Raw genomic sequence first — 15279 nt, 5'->3', positions numbered from 1 at the left:
AGAAAGTGATACCATCGCGCATCCTCCCTGAATCGCACGTCGGCAAGCCTCTGGGAATCCCTAAATGGACTCTTTCGTTCCGGTCAATCCACTAGCTTGGGTGAAATCGTAAAATTCAGGAGCAAAATCCCGTACATTTAATCTAAATCATGAAATAAATAAATATACTCTTTGAAAAAATCACAAAATTCATTATTTTGAGAGTGCCAAATAGGGTTTTATTATTTCTTTAACGAAATACTTTCCTCTGATGTTGGCTGCATGCAATCTATGATAGATTGATGTGAAATATAAAAGGAATATGTCGATGACGAATTACGGCAAGATTAAGAGCTATGACAGCAGCAAGGGTGCCGGAATGATTGCGCCCGAAAAGGGTGGTGAGCCCATGGCCTTCGCCAAGGCCGATCTGCAGCAGCAGGGCCAGGAACCCAAGGTCGACGAGCGCTACGGCTACGAAACCTCCAAGGGCGATGGCGGCAAGATGAAGGCCATCAATCTCCAGATGGAGCAGGGTCAGGCCGAGCAGACCGATCAGCAGCAGGGCTGATCCGGAAATCTGGCCGGGGGTGCTGAAATCAGGCGTCCCCGGCTGGCTCCCCGACCTTCACAAGCCGCCAAGCTAAAAGGCAGGAAGGGCCTTGGATCTTGATGAGTTGCCTTGCGCCCATCAAATGGCCGCCATCAAAGTGACCGCGCCACAAAGCGCCGCTGCCATGCGCGAAGTTTGTGCGTTGAAGGCCAAAGACTGCGCAGGCCCCCCCTCTCAATAAGGATCATCTTTTGCCCTTTGCCAACATAGATATCACGGAAATCAATGACCTGTTGGCGGCAACAGCCGATAACATCGATGGATATACCGAGGCGAAGGCCAAACCAAACACGGCCCGCTTCATGTCTGCGTTCAGTGAGCGCATTCTTGAGCGCCAATCGATCCGCACCGCGCTGCAAAGCGAGGTTCGCAGGCTCGGCGGCAAGCCGGAACAAGGCGGGACCTTGTTTGCAGGCGCACATCGCATAGTCGCCCATCTGAAATCGGCTTTTGGCAGCAGAGATGACAGAGCCGTCATCGATGCGATCGCGCGCGGCGAAGATCATCTGAAGGCGAAGTTCGAAACAGCGATGAACAACCCCGATCTTTCCTCGCAAGCCGCCCGGGTCATTCGTGATTGCTTTGTCACCATCAGGCAGGGTCATGATCGGATACGCGGCATCAAGCAGGCGATGGAGGGCGGCCGCTGATCTTTGCGCAAAGAAAAGCGGGACGGGGCAGGCTCAAAGCGTGGCCGTTTGGCGGCGCAAGGCCTCGCTTGTCTCCTCTCAGAAGGAACCCCCAATGAAGCGCCCCATGAGCCAAGAGGCAAGACTGGCAGGTGACGTAGCGATACAGGTTCGGGCCTTGGCTGCAGGCCGCTTGCACACTATCCTCACAGAACATTACACGAAAGCCCGGTGCGTTTTCCTGAGCTTAAGCGAAGGAGAGCGCCACAGGCTTGCCAATGCCTTTGCGACCAAGCTCGAACATATTGAGCCCGGCCCATCGCGTTTGCGCCTCATGGTTCATCTGGGGCAGATCCATGGCGACCTTGCCAGCGGGGTAGCGCGTTCTTTTGCCGCGCTCGCCGGAGCGAAAGCCCACGCCTGAATTCCCACACCGCAAGGCCAGGATTGCCAAACGCCGCATCGTCTCGCTGAGTTATGGCGCATCGGCGGCAAAGCTTTTGGACATGGCCATCAGCAGCCCCAGCGATTCATGCATCCGCGTGCTGGATTCGCCTGCGCGCTCGGCCACTTCGATCTTCACTTCGCAAGTGGTCTGGATCACCGAGAGCGCCGCTGCAAGTGACAGCGTTTTGGTCTCCACCAGCGCATGCAGAATGCTCTCGGCGAGCAGCAGCGCGGCCTGCCCATGAGCATCGGGTTCCTGCCGCTGGGCAGCGTTCTCGCTTTTGGGTGGGTAATGGTTCATAGAATGAGGCCGATCGAAAAATCAGGCTTGCATGCGATGTCGCAATCTGGCGCCGCGCGCCTGAATATGAGCTCCGCCAGAGCGGCCGTTATGGCCCCGCCAACAATGTCAGGCACAACCTAAGTTAATCTGGACGGCCGCCAATCCGATAAAGCTGCAGACGGAGTAAACATGTCCAACGCCTTTATCAAACACCTCAGCGGATATGGTCTTCTCGGCAGCGAGGAGATCATCCTGTTGGCAGAAGCATGCACCAATATCCGCGAGTTGCCCGCCAATTTTCACCTGATCCGCGAAGGCGATGAACCCGATCCGGTGTTCGTCATCCTCGAAGGCTGGGCCTGCGGTTACAAGATTCTGCCCGATGGCGGACGGCAGATCATGTCCTTCATGCTTCCGGGCGATTTCTGCGACATTCATATCGCCGTGCTTGAAGCGATTGATCACAACATCATGACGCTGACCAAGGCCAAGGTGGCTTCGCTGCCGCGCGTGCAGATGGAGGCGCTGGTGCAGGCGCGCCCGGCGCTGACGCAGGCGTTCTGGTGTGGTCGCAGCTGGTGGATCAAAGCATCCTGCGGGCCTGGATCGTCAGCATGGGACGGCGCAAGAGCGTTGAGCGCGTGGCGCATCTAATGTGCGAATTGTATATCCGGATGCGCAATATCGGCCTTGCCACCGATGACGAATGCCTCATGCCGCTGACCCAGCTGGTGCTGACCGATGCGCTGGGCTTGACCCCGGTGCACGTGAACAGGGTGCTGAAGGTTCTGAAGACAGCCCGCGTCATGGAACTGAGCCGCGGATCGCTGAAGATCATCGATTCGGGCAAGCTCGCCGAGATCGCCGGATTTGATGGCAACTACCTGCACGAGCGGATCAGAAAATACGCCTGATTGCCGCAGGATTGACCGGGCGATGCCGGGCTCCTCTCCCGAATATGCGATATGCCGATGCCGCCCTGTCGGGGCAGCATCGGCATAGGCAAGGGTCAGGCTTGAGACCTCAGAACCGGATGCGCAATCCAGCCCGTCCGCCAAAGGCATCAAATTCACTGCCCTTGGCACCATTGGCCTCGATGAACCCGCTGACCATGTTGGTCGCGCTGATGTTCACGCCGATCACGCCTTCGCCGTAATCGCCGCGCGCAGGATTGGCGATGCGGATCGTCTGACCGCCGCTGATGAAGTCGATATTGTCATCATCCCTGAATTCGTGGACGTAATTGCCGCCTGCATAAAGCACGACCGCATTCGCGCCCGAACCGGCAATGCTCGCCCCCAGCCTTGCGCCGAGCTTGCCGCGAAACCCATCGGCATTGCGGAAATCGATGACGGCATTCTGGACGTCGAGATCATTCAGATTGGTGCGGACATAGGCAATCGTTGCGATGGGTTCGACAAAGAACTTGTCAGATCCCAGCCGGAAACCGACTTCGGCCTGCGCGCCATAGGCATCGCCTTTCAGCTTGGCGGCATATTGGCCCGACTGGCTGGTGGAGTTGGCCTTGTAGTAATCATACTTGCCCAGCACGCTGACAAAGAGGCTGCCCGAATTGACCGTAGCATAGGCGCCGCCGTTGAAGGCATCGAACGACAGTCGATCCGTCACATCGGCGAAATTCACGCGGGAATTGATGTAGCCGCCGGTCACCCCGAAAGCGAAATTGCCATCATCCCCCGCGCGCCCACCGAAATCAAAGCCGGCCTGGCCGCCAAAGTAATCCTGCTGAAACCCGAGATCGAAACTGCGCGCGAGGCCGAAGTTGTTGACCGCGACCACGCTGTCGCGATTGTCGCGCGAAGCGTGCATCTGCACCCACAGCCCGCCGCCGGGCGAACCGGCACCGCTGCCCCAGGCCCCGTCACGCAGGGAGCGCATATGAGCCGACCAGGTATCGGCGGACTTGTACCAGAGATTGCGCGCCGCATCGCCAAATCCCGCCGCGCGGTAAACAGCGATGCTTGGCGCACCCACCAGCGCGAAGGTGTTTGATGCAGGATCAAACACCAGATCCGCCTCGATCAAGCCGAAATTGCGCGATCCGCCGTCCAGCGCGAAGGCGCCAGCCTGCGTTCCGGCACCGGCCTCGACCAGCACCACTCCCGGATTGAGTGTAGCAGGGCCGCTAACGTCGACCACCAGCGCGGTCGAACCTGTCGCTGCGCCGCCGATCACGAGGCGATCGGCAAGGCCAGCGCCCGAGAGATTGGCATCAAGGCCCACCGTGCTGTCGCCTGTGCCGGAGAATATTCCCGGCAAGGTCAGCACATCGCCAGCAATCCCGTTGCGCAGATCAATCAGTCCGCCGGTGTTGTTGAAGGTTTCCAGCCCGGTGAAGATGCGGGAGACAGGGGTCGTCGCTCCGCCGAGGAAGCGCACCGTGCCGCTGTTGCCAAACACATCCGCGCCCGCGCCGAAATCGGGGTTGAGGCCGACCACGAAGGTGCCGGTATTGTTCACCACATCAGCCCCGCTGGTGAAGCGGATGTCACTGGTGAGGGTTCCGGTGTTGTTGATCCGCAGCGGGCCGCCAAAGGCTGCCACGGCAAAGCCGGAATTGTTGATCCCGATCACACCGTCATTGTTAAGAGTGCTGCCATTGGCTGAGGTTATCGTTATGCCATTGCCATCGGCTGCAGAGATAATCGTGTTGGCGCCGACAGTAACCGTGGCTAGATTCCCGCCTGTCACCACCACGGCATCCGCACCCGCACCGGTTGCCTGGATCTGGCCGGTCAACGTCGCCTGGGCATTGTCACCCGCAATCACGCTGACCGCGTTGGCCCCGGCACCGCTGGCGGTGATCGAGGAGGCTGATCCTCCCGCCATCGTGACGCCAGCGTCAGCGCCGCCGGTCACCTACACGGCCGAAACAGCAGGCGTGGCCGTGTCGACGATCACGCCGTTGTTCAGCACGACCGTCAAGTCGTCGGTCGGCGAAACATAGGTGATGCCGCCGGGATAGGAATTGCCAGCTGCGGTGCACACCACAGTGCCCCCGCCGAGCGTCGCGACCCCGCATTCGTTTTGCGCTGCAGCCATCGAAGGCATGGCCAGTGCAGCCAGAGCTATCGTTCCTACAGAAGCATTCGATCGCAATGTCGACAGCCTCTTACAACAAAAACTCATATAGATTGAATTGTTTTTGATAGACATAATGCTTCCTTGTCTAATTTGGGAATTTATTGATGCCTATTATATAAAATGTAATTCAAATTATATTGATGATTTAGATCAGTATTCATGAAAAAAACAGCATATATTATGAGCTAAAAATAGACTTTGAATTTTTTTTACAGACAAAATTCGGCGCTGATGAAAATGCAATACAGTGCCGAGCCGCACCCAAGCTAGCCAGCCTCTATCGCTGTGACCTTGACGAAAAAACTTACTGCTGCGCCCGCTAGTGCCAGTTTCACGAGCGCAGCAATAAGCCATTGGTGCCCTGCGCTCGGCGATGGCCTCAGCCGTCACCATGCGCAGGGCAGGAACTTCACGCCATCGACTGCTTCAGATCGCGCATCTGGTCATGGCCCTGCTTGATCGAGGCATAGCATTCGCGGATCGTGTGCAAGACTCCGGGTGACAGTTCGGTGTCGGCAATCGCATCTTCGAACCTGTCCTTGATGTGATCTTCGCCCTGCTCGACCTCGCTGATGATGGCTTTTTCGTCCCGGCCAGTGACCACCGATTTGAGGTTGAGGAACATGCGGTGGGCACCGCCAAGCACAGTGCCATCATCTTCTGGTTTGCCGCCCAGACGAGTGACTTCGCCGCGTAGCGTCGCAATGATGGACTCGCGTTCGACCGCGCGTGCATTAAACATGGCAGCAAAGCGATCACCCTGCGAATTCTTCCCTGCCTCCCTATAGCCCTCGACGCTGTCGAAGGTGGTCGCGATCAGGTTGTTCAGCGTTGATGTGTCGTGCGATGTCTGAGACATAAAGTTCTCCCGTTGAAGGTGTAGGCAGGCAGCCTTTCGGCCTCAAGACGGTCATTGCGCCGGAAGCTTGCTCCGCCGGGTAACCGCCATCAGGCCCATGATCGCGACAACCGCTGTGAGCGCAGCCGCCAGCGACGCCAGCGGGTGGGCCTCGACTTCATGCTTGGCAAAGCTTGCCGCATCCTTAGCGGCATTGACCGCATGGGTGCGCAGGCTTTCGGCCAGCTTGGTGATCTCGGTCGTCGCGGTGGCGAGCACCTCTCCGGCTTCCTCGGTGAATTCGTGCGTGCTGGATGCTGCGGTCTTCAGCGCTTCGGCGGCGGTATCGACGCTGTCTTTGAATTGACCGGACAAGCCTTCTGCGGGGGAGTTGAGCATGGTGAGATCCTTGTGGTGCCCGTCAAATCACGGGAGATCAGGGTGTTTGGCGCGGGGACGTGCCGGGGCGGACTAGATCTTGTCGCCGAGCGCGCCCTTGACTGCACCGGTGAAGCGCTGGGCCTTGCCCTTGCCCTGCTGGGCCAGGCCCTTGGCGACCAGTTCGGGGTTGTCGGTCGCGCGTCCGGCGGCAGACTTGGTCTTGCCGATCGCTTCGTTGGCGGCACCCTTGGCCTTGTCGGTGAATTCACCCATGGGAAGTCTCCTTTGATGCTTGCAGAACAGCTCTGCCTTGGTATCGTGCGCACTTCGTGTGACAGCGCGGTAATGCGGTCAGCGTCAGACGTTGATCCCGCTAAGCGAACCGAGAATGCCGAAGGCCTGCAAAAGCCACAGGATGACCGCGATCACGACCACCACATTGAGGATGGTCTTGATCTTCCCGTCCATCGGCAAATAGTTGTTGATCAGGAACAGGATGACCCCGACCACGATCAAAACGACGATAAGATTGATTAACGGCATTTGGTATGCTCCCGATTGGAGTTGAATTTAGGGATCATCGGCCAGTATTAGTTGGCTTTCGGGCTCATCACATTCACGACGAAGCCGAAAAGCGCGATGATGAGTAACAGGTGAACCAAGCCACCCATGGTGGTTGATGTGGCCAATCCCACCAGCCACAGCAGCACCAGAATTGCGATGATGGCATACAGCATTGCTTCTCTCCCCCCTGTGGCTCTGCTCTGCCTCAGCGGCACCGGACCTCACGGCTGCGATCAATGGCGCGGCCCGCTACGCCGCCGCCGATGGCTCCAAGAATCGTGCCGACAAGTTCCGAACCGCCGGGCGCGATGACATTGCCCAAAGCGCCGCCAGCGACCGCGCCGACAATCAGCCCGGTCGTCCCATCCGATCGACGGCAGTAATATCGTCCATCCTGACCACGATAGATCCGCTCGTCGCGCTTGAGCTGGCGTTCCCGATAGCGGCGCGGATCATCGCGGTGATATCGGTCGGCATAGTAATTGCCATAGGTCGGATCGGGCCGGTCATAATCGTAACGTGACCAGTCATTGCGATCCTTACCATATGGCATGTCGCTGACGCAGCCCGCCAGCAATGCTGCCGACACAAGTCCGAATGCAGGTTTCAACATGGCCCACCTTTCCTGAAAAAAAGCGGGCGTCCGGGAGGAACAACAGGGACTGACGTTTTTCCCGGACGCCCTAGTCGGGGTCGCGAGATTGGTGTGGGCCCATAAAGGGCCTTTCGGCAGACTCGGAATCTACGCAAACACAGGTTGTAAATGCAGCCGCAAGTTCAGGCAGGGCGTGCTGAAACGACCGCACGGACCAAATCTGGGATGGTGCGCACGCCCATGCGCCGCATGATGTGGGCGCGGTGGCTTTCGACGGTGCGCTGCGATATCCCGAGATCGGCCGCGATATTCTTGCTCGGCTGGCCTGCGATCACCAGATCGAGCACGGATTTCTGGCGCGGGGTCAAAGCCGCCATCCGGCTTTGAAACGCATCTGTGGCAGCACCGCGCCCAAGACCGGAAGACCTTTGCGAGAGCGCGCGTTCTATGCTGTCGAGCAAATCCCTGCGGCTGACCGGACGCTCAATAAAGTCGCTCGCGCCAGACCGCATGGCCTGCACGGCCATGGCAATGTCCCCGGTGCCGGTGATGAGGATTGCCGGAACAGGGTTTCCCTCGGCCCGCAACTGCTCAATCAACGCTATCCCGCTCATGGCAGGAAGATTGGTGTCGATGATCAGGCACTGATCGCGGTCGGCCTGCTCGGCGGCTAGAAATGTCTCCGCACTCGGATAGGTGATGACCGGCCAGTCTTCATGCTCAAGCACGCTGCGCATGGCGTTGCTGATGTCGGGGCTGTCCTCGACAATGCAGATGAGGTGCACCGGGCCCTGCCTCTCCGGCTGGCGCGGCGCGCGGTCAGGTGGGGATAAGGCGCGGATCGCGGCGTGCAGGTCATCGGCGGCCACGGGTTTGCTGAGCAGCATGCAATCGGCCAATTCGATCTCGGCCAGCGTATCCTGAGCGATATCGCCCGTCAGCACGATGCCAGGCACATCCTGCTTGAGCACGTTGCGCAGGCCCGCCAGCACTTCCAGGCCATTCATGCCGCCGGGGAGGTTGTAATCGGTCAGCACAAGATCGGGCACGATCGCTCCTTGCCCGACCAGCGCAAGCGCAGCATTGCCATCCCGCGCCGAAATGACGGTGTGCCCTGCCCGCGTGAGCAGATCTTGGAGAGCATCGCGGACATCCGGATCATCCTCGACCAACGCAATGGTGCACCCGGTTGAGAGTTCCGGCGCCGGCAAGGCAGACAGCCTGTTTGGCGGGTCACTCGGCAACCCGCGCGCGACCACCACCGCAAACTTTGAACCCTTGCCCAGGTGCGAGTGCACCGCGACCTCCAAGCCCAGCAATTGCCCCAATTCGCGAACAATCGTCAGCCCGAGGCCAAACCCGCGCTCGCGCTCGTGGACGGGGTTATCGACCTGATGGAATTCATCGAAGATCGGGTGCAACTGATCGGCCGCGATGCCGATCCCGGTGTCCCACACTTCAATGCGCAGCTGTTCGCCATGCAGGCGGCAACCCAGCAGAATGCGCCCGCCCGGCGCCGTGTATTTGACCGCATTGGCAAGCAGATTGCGGAGCATCACTTCCAGCAGGCGCGGATCGGTCAGGAGAATGGCGGTGCTGGGCATCACCCGCAGTTCCAGCGATTGCGCCTCGGCCAGCGGCTGGACCTCGGCCCGCAGCCGCTCGAACAGTTCAGCGACCGAGAACGCGGCGTTGCTGACTTGCAGCACGCCAGACTCGATCTGGTTGATGTCGAGCAGTGAATTGAGCATCCCCGACATGGCGTCCAGCAAGACGCCAGACCGCTCGACGAGTTCCTGTGCCCGAGGATCATCGACACTTTCCTGCAGCATGGTCTGGATCAGCCCGAGCGATTGCAAGGGCTGGCGCAGGTCATGGCTCGCAACGGCCAGAAACCGGGACTTGCCGCGATTTGACTGTTCCGCCGCTTTCCGGGCTTCGTCGAGCGCGGCCGCCGTCCGGCGGCGTTCGGTGATGTCGCTGAAGGTGATGACCACGCCCCCCACCCCGTCATCATGGGTGCGGTAAGGAAAGATGCGGCGCTGGAACCACGATTGCGCAGGTCCGCTGATCTCGCGCTCGATCGTTGTGCTGTCGTGCAGCACCACTGCGGCATCCGTCAGCAGGTCATCGTCATCAGCCAGCGATTGCAGATCAGCGAGAGGACGGCCGATATCGCCGGGAATGACGCTGAAAAAGGTCTTGGTGGCAGGCGTGAAAAAGCGAATTCGCAGTTTCTGATCAAGAAACAAGGTCGCCACATTGGTGCTGTAGAGAATGTTCTGCAAATCGTCCGATGCGATCCGCTGGCGATCCAAAGTCTCCTGAAGCTGGCTGTTGAGCGCGATCAGTTCTTCATTGAGCGATTGCAGTTCTTCCTTTGAAGTCAGCAGTTCTTCATTGGTGGACTGGAACTCCTCGTTGACCGACAGCGCCTCGTCATTGATCGCCCGCTGTTCCAGCACCAGCGCATCGCGGCTCTGGACCGCGCTGAGGAGATCGGCATGGGCAGCCTCCAGCGCTCGTTCCAGCTCGCGCACCTGCGCTGTGCTGTCTTCGCCGGCGAAGGCTGCGTTAACGGCCGGCAGGGCTGGTTGCTCGATGAAGCTGACCAATTGCAGGTCTTCGCCATCATTTGCGATGAAGCGAACCTGGATCGTGAAGGACACCGGCGCTCCGTCCACGCTGGTCTGGCACGGGCCAGTCTCGATCAGGGGCTGTGATGGGTTTGCGCGCGAAAGGGCATGCCGCAAGGTGCCGCGCAGTTCATCCGGTGCCAGCGCCAAGAGATCCAGCGTCGGCGGGCCGCTGGCAAAGCGCAGATAGCGGCTGACCGGGCCGATCGAATAGATGCACTGGCGCTGCGCGTTGATCAGCAGGCTGGCAGGCGCAAAGCCTTCGAGCACCGCATCGCGGCACAGATTGGCGAGCATCGCCTGCCGGGTCAGTTGCTGCTTGCTTTCAAAGGCGGTCAGCCTGGGGATGCTTTCGACAAAGCTGAGCGGAAAGCCCGGCTCGCCCGGCTTGCTTTTGGTAATGTGACGGTAGATGCGCTCGGGCTTGTGCAGCACGGCAAACCGGTCAGCCACATTGCCGGGGGTTTCTGCCATGCCGAGCAGCAGCACGCCGTTTTCGCGCAAGGCGAAGTGGAATAGGCCGATGACCTTGGCCTGCGCCTCGGGCTTCAGGTAAATCAGCAGATTGCGACAGGATACCAGATCCATCCGCGAAAAGGGCGGGTCGGTCAGCACGTCCTGCACGGTGAACACTACCGATCCGCGCAAGGCCGGGGTCACGCGGTAGCCGCCTTCTTCCTCAACAAAGTAGCGCGCCAGCCGGTCGGCCGAAATTTCATCCTTGATCGCGTGCGCGTACAGACCCTCACGCGCCACGGCGATGGCCTGTGCATCAATGTCGGAAGCGAAGACCTGCAGCTTGATATCGCGCCGCCCCGCCACGATCGCATCGCGCATAATCATCGCCAGCGAATAGGCTTCTTCTCCCGTGCTGCACCCCGCTACCCAGACACGCAGCGCCTGATCGGGGGCGAGGTTGGCGAGCAAATCGGGGATGACACTGCCCTCGAGCACATCGAAAACTGATGGATCGCGGAAAAAGCTGGTGACGTTGATCAGCAGGTCCTCGGCCAGCGCAAGGCATTCTTCGTGGTTGCGGGCCAGTTCGTCACGATACCGCGCAATCGCCCCTGCCGGCAGGCCGCTGAGGCCCATGCGTCGATGGATCCGCCGCTCAAGCGTGCCGCGCTTGTAGGCGCTGAAATCCTGCCCGACCTTGCCTTGCAGCAGCGCGATAATGGTCTGGATATCGCCGGCCTCATAGCCTGCGGGCTGCATCCTGCGAGCGGCCGCGTGGATGATCTGCTGTCCGATTTTTGCCAGAGCCTGCGGTATCCGGATAAGCGGCTCTACCGCATCAGCCAGCCCGGTCAGCACCGCGCTGCGCGGCATCCCGTCGTGCTCGGCCTCATCCGGGTCTTGTACGATGATATATCCGCCGCTGTCGTGCAGGGTCGGCAGCGCGCCGCTGCCATCATTGCCGGTGCCCGACAGGATAATGCAGACAGAACGCGGACCGCATTCCTCTCCCATCGAACGCACAAGGAAATCGATGGGAAGGCGGGTATGATCGCCTGCCAGAGGGCGCGACAGATGCAGCACACCGAACCGGATCGCCATGAACTGGCCCGGCGGGCAGACATAGATCGCATCGGCGAGGACCGCCATGCCTTCCGCCGCCTCGCAGATCGACATAGCCGTATGGGTGGCGAGCAGCTCCGCTAGCTGGCTGGGGTGGTGGGGATCAAGATGCTGCACAAGCAAGAAAGCCATACCCGTATCGGACGGCATCGCATCGAGCAGCCGGGCCATGGCATCCAGCCCTCCGGCCGATGCGCCGATGCCTACAATCGGAACCGGCGATATCGCCGTGCCGCCCGATTTGGTGGGTGCCCAAGCGATACGTTGTTCCGCCTTCCCGGTGTGCAAGACCTTCCCGACGAGCCTGTCGCCACCTGCTTGGGGAGGGCTTCTTTGCGGCATCAGGTCGCAGGCTTAGCAGCAATCCCACCGCCGTGCACGAAGCATTGCGTCCCGCCGCCCAACCTTCAGGCTGGATGCGCAGTGAATGTCGGCTTCTGGAGACATTAGTCGCAACCGCAAGTGACAGGAGTGAAGGCGCATTTGCGACCGTAAGCCCCGGACTGCCTTAGCGGCAGTTTGTGGCAGGGCCAGACGTTCAATCAGGCGATCGTGAACGACCGGATCTGTGAAGGGTTTCGGCCGCTTGCGTACGAAAGCCTCCAGTGCAGGAACCCGCGGTCCGCACGCGCTGGTCTATGGGTAAAGCGGCTTTGGGATTGTCTGGGGCGGCGGGCGCTCGTGATGCGGCAGTGTAGCCAATGGTCGGATCGGAGTGGTTTCGTAGGGTATCGGGTTGCAAACGGCATTGGATTTGCTGGCGACCACGCCCTGCGCCCGGGCTAATTCTGGGCCGGGCATGCGCGGGGGCATCGACCGGGTCCCCATGGATCTGACCGTCTTGCAGGGCGAGCCATGCCGGATCATGGCGTGTGTCTCCGGGCGGGGAGTGCTGGCGTAGGCGGTGCACGCGGTTGGTACGAACGGGCAAAGGCCTCGATGATGGTCATGTGCCCACCGCAGCATGGGCATGGCGGGCGGTGGTCGGGCGGTTCATCCGGTTCGGGCTCCTCGATTGGTGCAGCAATGCCCAGCAGCTTGCGGGCGAGCGCCATGGCGACCTTGTGCGTCGAACTGGCCAGCAGGCCGTAATGACGAATGCGGTGGAAGCCCCGCGGCAGGACATGGATCAGAAAGCGGCGGATGAACTCGTCGGTCGCCAGCGACATGACCTGCTGGCGTTCGGCCCCGTCACGGCGGTAATCCTTGTAACGGAACGTCACACCGCGCTCGTCGAAGGCAAGGAGCCGCTGGTTCGATATGGCGACGCGGTGGGTGTAGCGCGAGAGATAGGCCAGCACCGCCTGCGGTCCTGCAAAGGGCGCTTTGGCGTAGACCACCCAGCGTTTTTTGCGGACAGGTGAGAGATGACGCAATAATGCGCGCCGATCGGCGAGCTCAGCGAGCTGACCGAAGAAGGCCAGCTTGCCGGCATCGAACAATGCCAGCAGGCGAGTGAGGAACAGCCGGCGGAACAATGCGCCCAACACCCGCACCGGTAGCAGGAATGCCGGGCGTGACGAGATCCAGCGCGTGCCATCGAGCGCGATGCCGCCCCCTGGCACGATCATGTGCACATGCGGGTGGTGGGTCAGTGCCGATCCCCAGGTGTGCAATACGGCGGTGATGCCGACCCGCGCGCCGAGGTGCTTGGGATCGGCGGCGATGGTCAGCATCGTGTCCGCAGCCGCGCGGAACAGCAGATCATAGACCACCGCCTTGTTCTGCCACGCGATATCCGCGATCTCGGCCGGCAGCGTGAACACGACGTGGAAGTATCCCACTGGCAACAGATCGGCTTCGCGCGCGGCCAGCCAGGTGCGCGCCGCTGCACCCTGGCATTTAGGGCAATGCCGGTTACGGCAGGAGTTGTAGGCGATCCGCCAGTGCCCGCAGTCATCGCAGGCCTCGACGTGGCCGCCCAGCGCGGCGGTGCGGCAGTTCTCGATGGCCGCCATGACCTTGAGCTGGCCGAGGCTGAGATGCCCGGCATGGGCTGCGCGATACGCAAGCCCGGCACTCCGGAAGATGTCGGCGACCTCGATCGAGGTGCGCACCGGTTCAACCGGGCGGCGATACCGTTCGCTTCCGACCTTCCATCAAGCTGAAGATATGATCGAGCGGGCTCGCCACCGCCTGCATCGTTCTGGATGATACCTTGGTGTAAATGGCGGTGGTGTCGATCTTGGTATGGCCCAGCAGCACCTGGATCACGCGGATATCGACACCCTGCTCGAGCAGGTGAGTGGCAAACGAATGGCGCAATGTGTGTGGACTCACGCGCTTATGGATCCCGGCGAACTCGGCCGCCTCATGCACGGCGCGGTTCAACTGTCGCGCCGAGATCGGATCGGTGCAGCTGCGGCCTGGGAACAGCCAGCCATTGGGGAGCATCACCCCGCGGCGCTTGCCTTCGCGCCACCACTGACGAAGCAAATCCAGCAGGTGCGGGGAAAGCATGGCGTTACGGTCCTTGCGTCCCTTGCCCTGCTCGACACGGATGATCATACGCTCGCTGTCGATGTCTCCGATCTTGAGGTGGGTCACCTCGGACACGCGCAGGCCCGCGCCGTAGGCGACGCTGAATGCGGCCTTGTACTTGATGCCGGGCGCCGCCTCGATCAACCGTGCGGCCTCCTCGACGCTCAAGACCTCTCGGAGCTTGGGGGTGCAGCGAACGACGACCAGCCCCAGTGCCATCTCCGGTCGCTTGAGGGTAATACTGAATAGGAACCGCAGTGCCGATACGGCCCCGTTGATCGTTGCAGGGCTGATTGCGCGCTCATGCTGATCGATCTGAAAACGCCGGAGATCTTCAATCGTCGCCGTATCGGGAGGCCGGCCGAGAAACGCGGCAAATGATCGAACGTGCCGGATGTAGTCCTTCTGCGTGTGATCGCCAAAGCCACGCATCGTCATGTCTTGCAACATACGCTCGCGCAGGGAATTGCTCGGGACAGCGGTAGTGATGGTATCCATGATGAGTTCCTCTCCATTGAAGGAACTCCACCCTCACAAGCGACGTCGCCGCTCTCAAAGCCTCGACAATACCAGACGACCTCACACCAAGCGACCCTCCCGCGAAGCGGGTTCGTGCTCTGGGTCGAGAACTGCCGTCTTCGATTGGATGGTCGGGCTGCTGTCTTCCGCCCCGCACAATCATTCCTTTCGGCAAACTGCCAATGGCTGACATATTGTGTGCCGTTGAACCGCCAGAACCCGATCCAGGCTTTACAGTCCAGCCTGCCGGAAGCTCCGTTCTGGGCAAACGTCTAAAGGCGCCAAGCTGAAAGCGTCCGAGGCATTGAATCCGAACTGCGCAATTGAGGGACAGCGAGCACACCCTACCCCGCGAATTCGGGTTACATTCAACTGATATATCGAAGAAAATGCGGTTTGTGCACAAATGATCCGCCAGCGAGTTATGCGGGTTTGCGGCGAGCGGTGGGCAACTCTCTTAGGTATAAAAGGCTGAAACGACGTAGAAATTCTTTGATCGCTTACGTATCGTCGGCGAGTTGCAGTTTTTTTCGCCGATCACCGCTTCCCCGCCTTGATCGGCACGACTTCTGCCCCCTTCCGCAGCCCGTCAAGGTGGTCGCTCCACCATTGCGCCATGAACGCCCCA

General features: G+C 60.3%; 17 protein-coding genes. 5 read left to right on the top strand and 12 right to left on the bottom strand.

What is annotated here, in order from left to right; genetic code table 11:
• The first annotated feature begins 307 nt into the window (after positions 1-307).
• The 3 genes from ACSSV3_RS02180 to ACSSV3_RS02170 all read left to right on the top strand — a co-directional run bounded on the left by ACSSV3_RS02180 (position 308) and on the right by ACSSV3_RS02170 (position 1645).
• Positions 308-550, top strand: a complete 243-nt coding sequence (locus ACSSV3_RS02180) for a cold-shock protein (RefSeq protein WP_354326788.1) — start codon at positions 308-310, stop codon at positions 548-550.
• A 233-nt stretch (positions 551-783) separates the two neighbouring features.
• The gene (locus ACSSV3_RS02175; protein ID WP_354326789.1) at positions 784-1242 is read left to right on the top strand and encodes a ferritin-like domain-containing protein; all 459 of its coding nucleotides are present in this window, start codon (positions 784-786) and stop codon (positions 1240-1242) included.
• Between the two features lie 94 nt (positions 1243-1336).
• Positions 1337-1645 (top strand): catalase-related domain-containing protein, encoded by a 309-nt coding sequence (locus tag ACSSV3_RS02170; protein WP_354326790.1) that lies wholly within the window; start codon positions 1337-1339, stop codon positions 1643-1645.
• A gap of 51 nt (positions 1646-1696) precedes the next feature.
• On the opposite strand, the gene ACSSV3_RS02165 is transcribed toward ACSSV3_RS02170, so the two are convergent.
• Positions 1697-1969, bottom strand: coding sequence for a hypothetical protein (locus ACSSV3_RS02165; protein ID WP_354326791.1), 273 nt, complete (start codon positions 1967-1969; stop codon positions 1697-1699).
• A 171-nt stretch (positions 1970-2140) separates the two neighbouring features.
• Here ACSSV3_RS02165 and ACSSV3_RS02160 point away from each other — a divergent pair, with 171 nt between their 5' ends.
• Together ACSSV3_RS02160 and ACSSV3_RS02155 are read left to right on the top strand one after the other, a co-directional pair.
• Positions 2141-2605: a Crp/Fnr family transcriptional regulator gene (locus tag ACSSV3_RS02160; RefSeq protein ID WP_354326793.1), complete on the top strand. Its 465-nt coding sequence runs from the start codon at positions 2141-2143 to the stop codon at positions 2603-2605.
• Positions 2605-2865, top strand: coding sequence for a helix-turn-helix domain-containing protein (locus ACSSV3_RS02155; RefSeq protein ID WP_454184740.1), 261 nt, complete (start codon positions 2605-2607; stop codon positions 2863-2865). Before ACSSV3_RS02160 ends, ACSSV3_RS02155 begins: the two co-directional genes overlap by 1 nt.
• A 109-nt stretch (positions 2866-2974) precedes the next feature.
• Here ACSSV3_RS02155 and ACSSV3_RS02150 read toward each other — a convergent pair whose 3' ends face one another.
• The 11 genes from ACSSV3_RS02150 to ACSSV3_RS02100 form a co-directional block, all read right to left on the bottom strand.
• A complete protein-coding gene (locus ACSSV3_RS02150) occupies positions 2975-4831 on the bottom strand; it encodes an autotransporter domain-containing protein (protein ID WP_354326797.1) in 1857 nt (618 codons plus the stop codon).
• A complete protein-coding gene (locus tag ACSSV3_RS02145) occupies positions 4832-5014 on the bottom strand; it encodes a hypothetical protein (protein WP_354326798.1) in 183 nt (60 codons plus the stop codon).
• A 451-nt stretch (positions 5015-5465) separates the two neighbouring features.
• Positions 5466-5915, bottom strand: coding sequence for a ferritin-like domain-containing protein (locus ACSSV3_RS02140; RefSeq protein ID WP_354326800.1), 450 nt, complete (start codon positions 5913-5915; stop codon positions 5466-5468).
• A gap of 51 nt (positions 5916-5966) precedes the next feature.
• Positions 5967-6293: a hypothetical protein gene (locus ACSSV3_RS02135; RefSeq protein ID WP_354326803.1), complete on the bottom strand. Its 327-nt coding sequence runs from the start codon at positions 6291-6293 to the stop codon at positions 5967-5969.
• 72 nt (positions 6294-6365) lie between these two features.
• Positions 6366-6548 (bottom strand): CsbD family protein, encoded by a 183-nt coding sequence (locus tag ACSSV3_RS02130; protein ID WP_354326806.1) that lies wholly within the window; start codon positions 6546-6548, stop codon positions 6366-6368.
• Between the two features lie 84 nt (positions 6549-6632).
• Positions 6633-6818 (bottom strand): Thivi_2564 family membrane protein, encoded by a 186-nt coding sequence (locus ACSSV3_RS02125; RefSeq protein ID WP_354326808.1) that lies wholly within the window; start codon positions 6816-6818, stop codon positions 6633-6635.
• Between the two features lie 47 nt (positions 6819-6865).
• Positions 6866-7012, bottom strand: coding sequence for a lmo0937 family membrane protein (locus tag ACSSV3_RS02120; protein ID WP_354326809.1), 147 nt, complete (start codon positions 7010-7012; stop codon positions 6866-6868).
• Between the two features lie 32 nt (positions 7013-7044).
• A complete protein-coding gene (locus ACSSV3_RS02115; RefSeq protein WP_354326811.1) occupies positions 7045-7452 on the bottom strand; it encodes a glycine zipper 2TM domain-containing protein in 408 nt (135 codons plus the stop codon).
• Positions 7453-7616: 164 nt separating this feature from the next.
• Complete coding sequence (locus ACSSV3_RS02110; protein WP_354326813.1) at positions 7617-11939, bottom strand: chemotaxis protein CheB; 4323 nt, start codon at positions 11937-11939, stop codon at positions 7617-7619.
• Positions 11940-12514: 575 nt separating this feature from the next.
• The gene (locus tag ACSSV3_RS02105) at positions 12515-13708 is read right to left on the bottom strand and encodes an IS91 family transposase (RefSeq protein ID WP_354326815.1); all 1194 of its coding nucleotides are present in this window, start codon (positions 13706-13708) and stop codon (positions 12515-12517) included.
• A 4-nt stretch (positions 13709-13712) separates the two neighbouring features.
• Positions 13713-14630, bottom strand: a complete 918-nt coding sequence (locus tag ACSSV3_RS02100; protein ID WP_354326817.1) for a tyrosine-type recombinase/integrase — start codon at positions 14628-14630, stop codon at positions 13713-13715.
• Positions 14631-15279: the final 649 nt, after the last annotated feature.

This window comes from Porphyrobacter sp. MBR-49 (assembly GCF_053628655.1).
This window is presented reverse-complemented; position numbering and strand designations above follow the sequence as displayed.

What these genes read in the sequence shown, in the direction of transcription:
- ACSSV3_RS02125 (WP_354326808.1), bottom strand. Translation starts at nt 6,818, where the DNA reads ATGCCGTTAATCAATCTTATCGTCGTTTTGATCGTGGTCGGGGTCATC.
- ACSSV3_RS02160 (WP_354326793.1), top strand. Translation starts at nt 2,141, where the DNA reads ATGTCCAACGCCTTTATCAAACACCTCAGCGGATATGGTCTTCTCGGC.
- ACSSV3_RS02140 (WP_354326800.1), bottom strand. Translation starts at nt 5,915, where the DNA reads ATGTCTCAGACATCGCACGACACATCAACGCTGAACAACCTGATCGCG.
- ACSSV3_RS02100 (WP_354326817.1), bottom strand. Translation starts at nt 14,630, where the DNA reads ATGGATACCATCACTACCGCTGTCCCGAGCAATTCCCTGCGCGAGCGT.
- ACSSV3_RS02135 (WP_354326803.1), bottom strand. Translation starts at nt 6,293, where the DNA reads ATGCTCAACTCCCCCGCAGAAGGCTTGTCCGGTCAATTCAAAGACAGC.
- ACSSV3_RS02130 (WP_354326806.1), bottom strand. Translation starts at nt 6,548, where the DNA reads ATGGGTGAATTCACCGACAAGGCCAAGGGTGCCGCCAACGAAGCGATC.
- ACSSV3_RS02145 (WP_354326798.1), bottom strand. Translation starts at nt 5,014, where the DNA reads ATGGCTGCAGCGCAAAACGAATGCGGGGTCGCGACGCTCGGCGGGGGC.
- ACSSV3_RS02170 (WP_354326790.1), top strand. Translation starts at nt 1,337, where the DNA reads ATGAAGCGCCCCATGAGCCAAGAGGCAAGACTGGCAGGTGACGTAGCG.
- ACSSV3_RS02115 (WP_354326811.1), bottom strand. Translation starts at nt 7,452, where the DNA reads ATGTTGAAACCTGCATTCGGACTTGTGTCGGCAGCATTGCTGGCGGGC.
- ACSSV3_RS02165 (WP_354326791.1), bottom strand. Translation starts at nt 1,969, where the DNA reads ATGAACCATTACCCACCCAAAAGCGAGAACGCTGCCCAGCGGCAGGAA.
- ACSSV3_RS02155 (WP_454184740.1), top strand. Translation starts at nt 2,605, where the DNA reads ATGTGCGAATTGTATATCCGGATGCGCAATATCGGCCTTGCCACCGAT.
- ACSSV3_RS02180 (WP_354326788.1), top strand. Translation starts at nt 308, where the DNA reads ATGACGAATTACGGCAAGATTAAGAGCTATGACAGCAGCAAGGGTGCC.
- ACSSV3_RS02120 (WP_354326809.1), bottom strand. Translation starts at nt 7,012, where the DNA reads ATGCTGTATGCCATCATCGCAATTCTGGTGCTGCTGTGGCTGGTGGGA.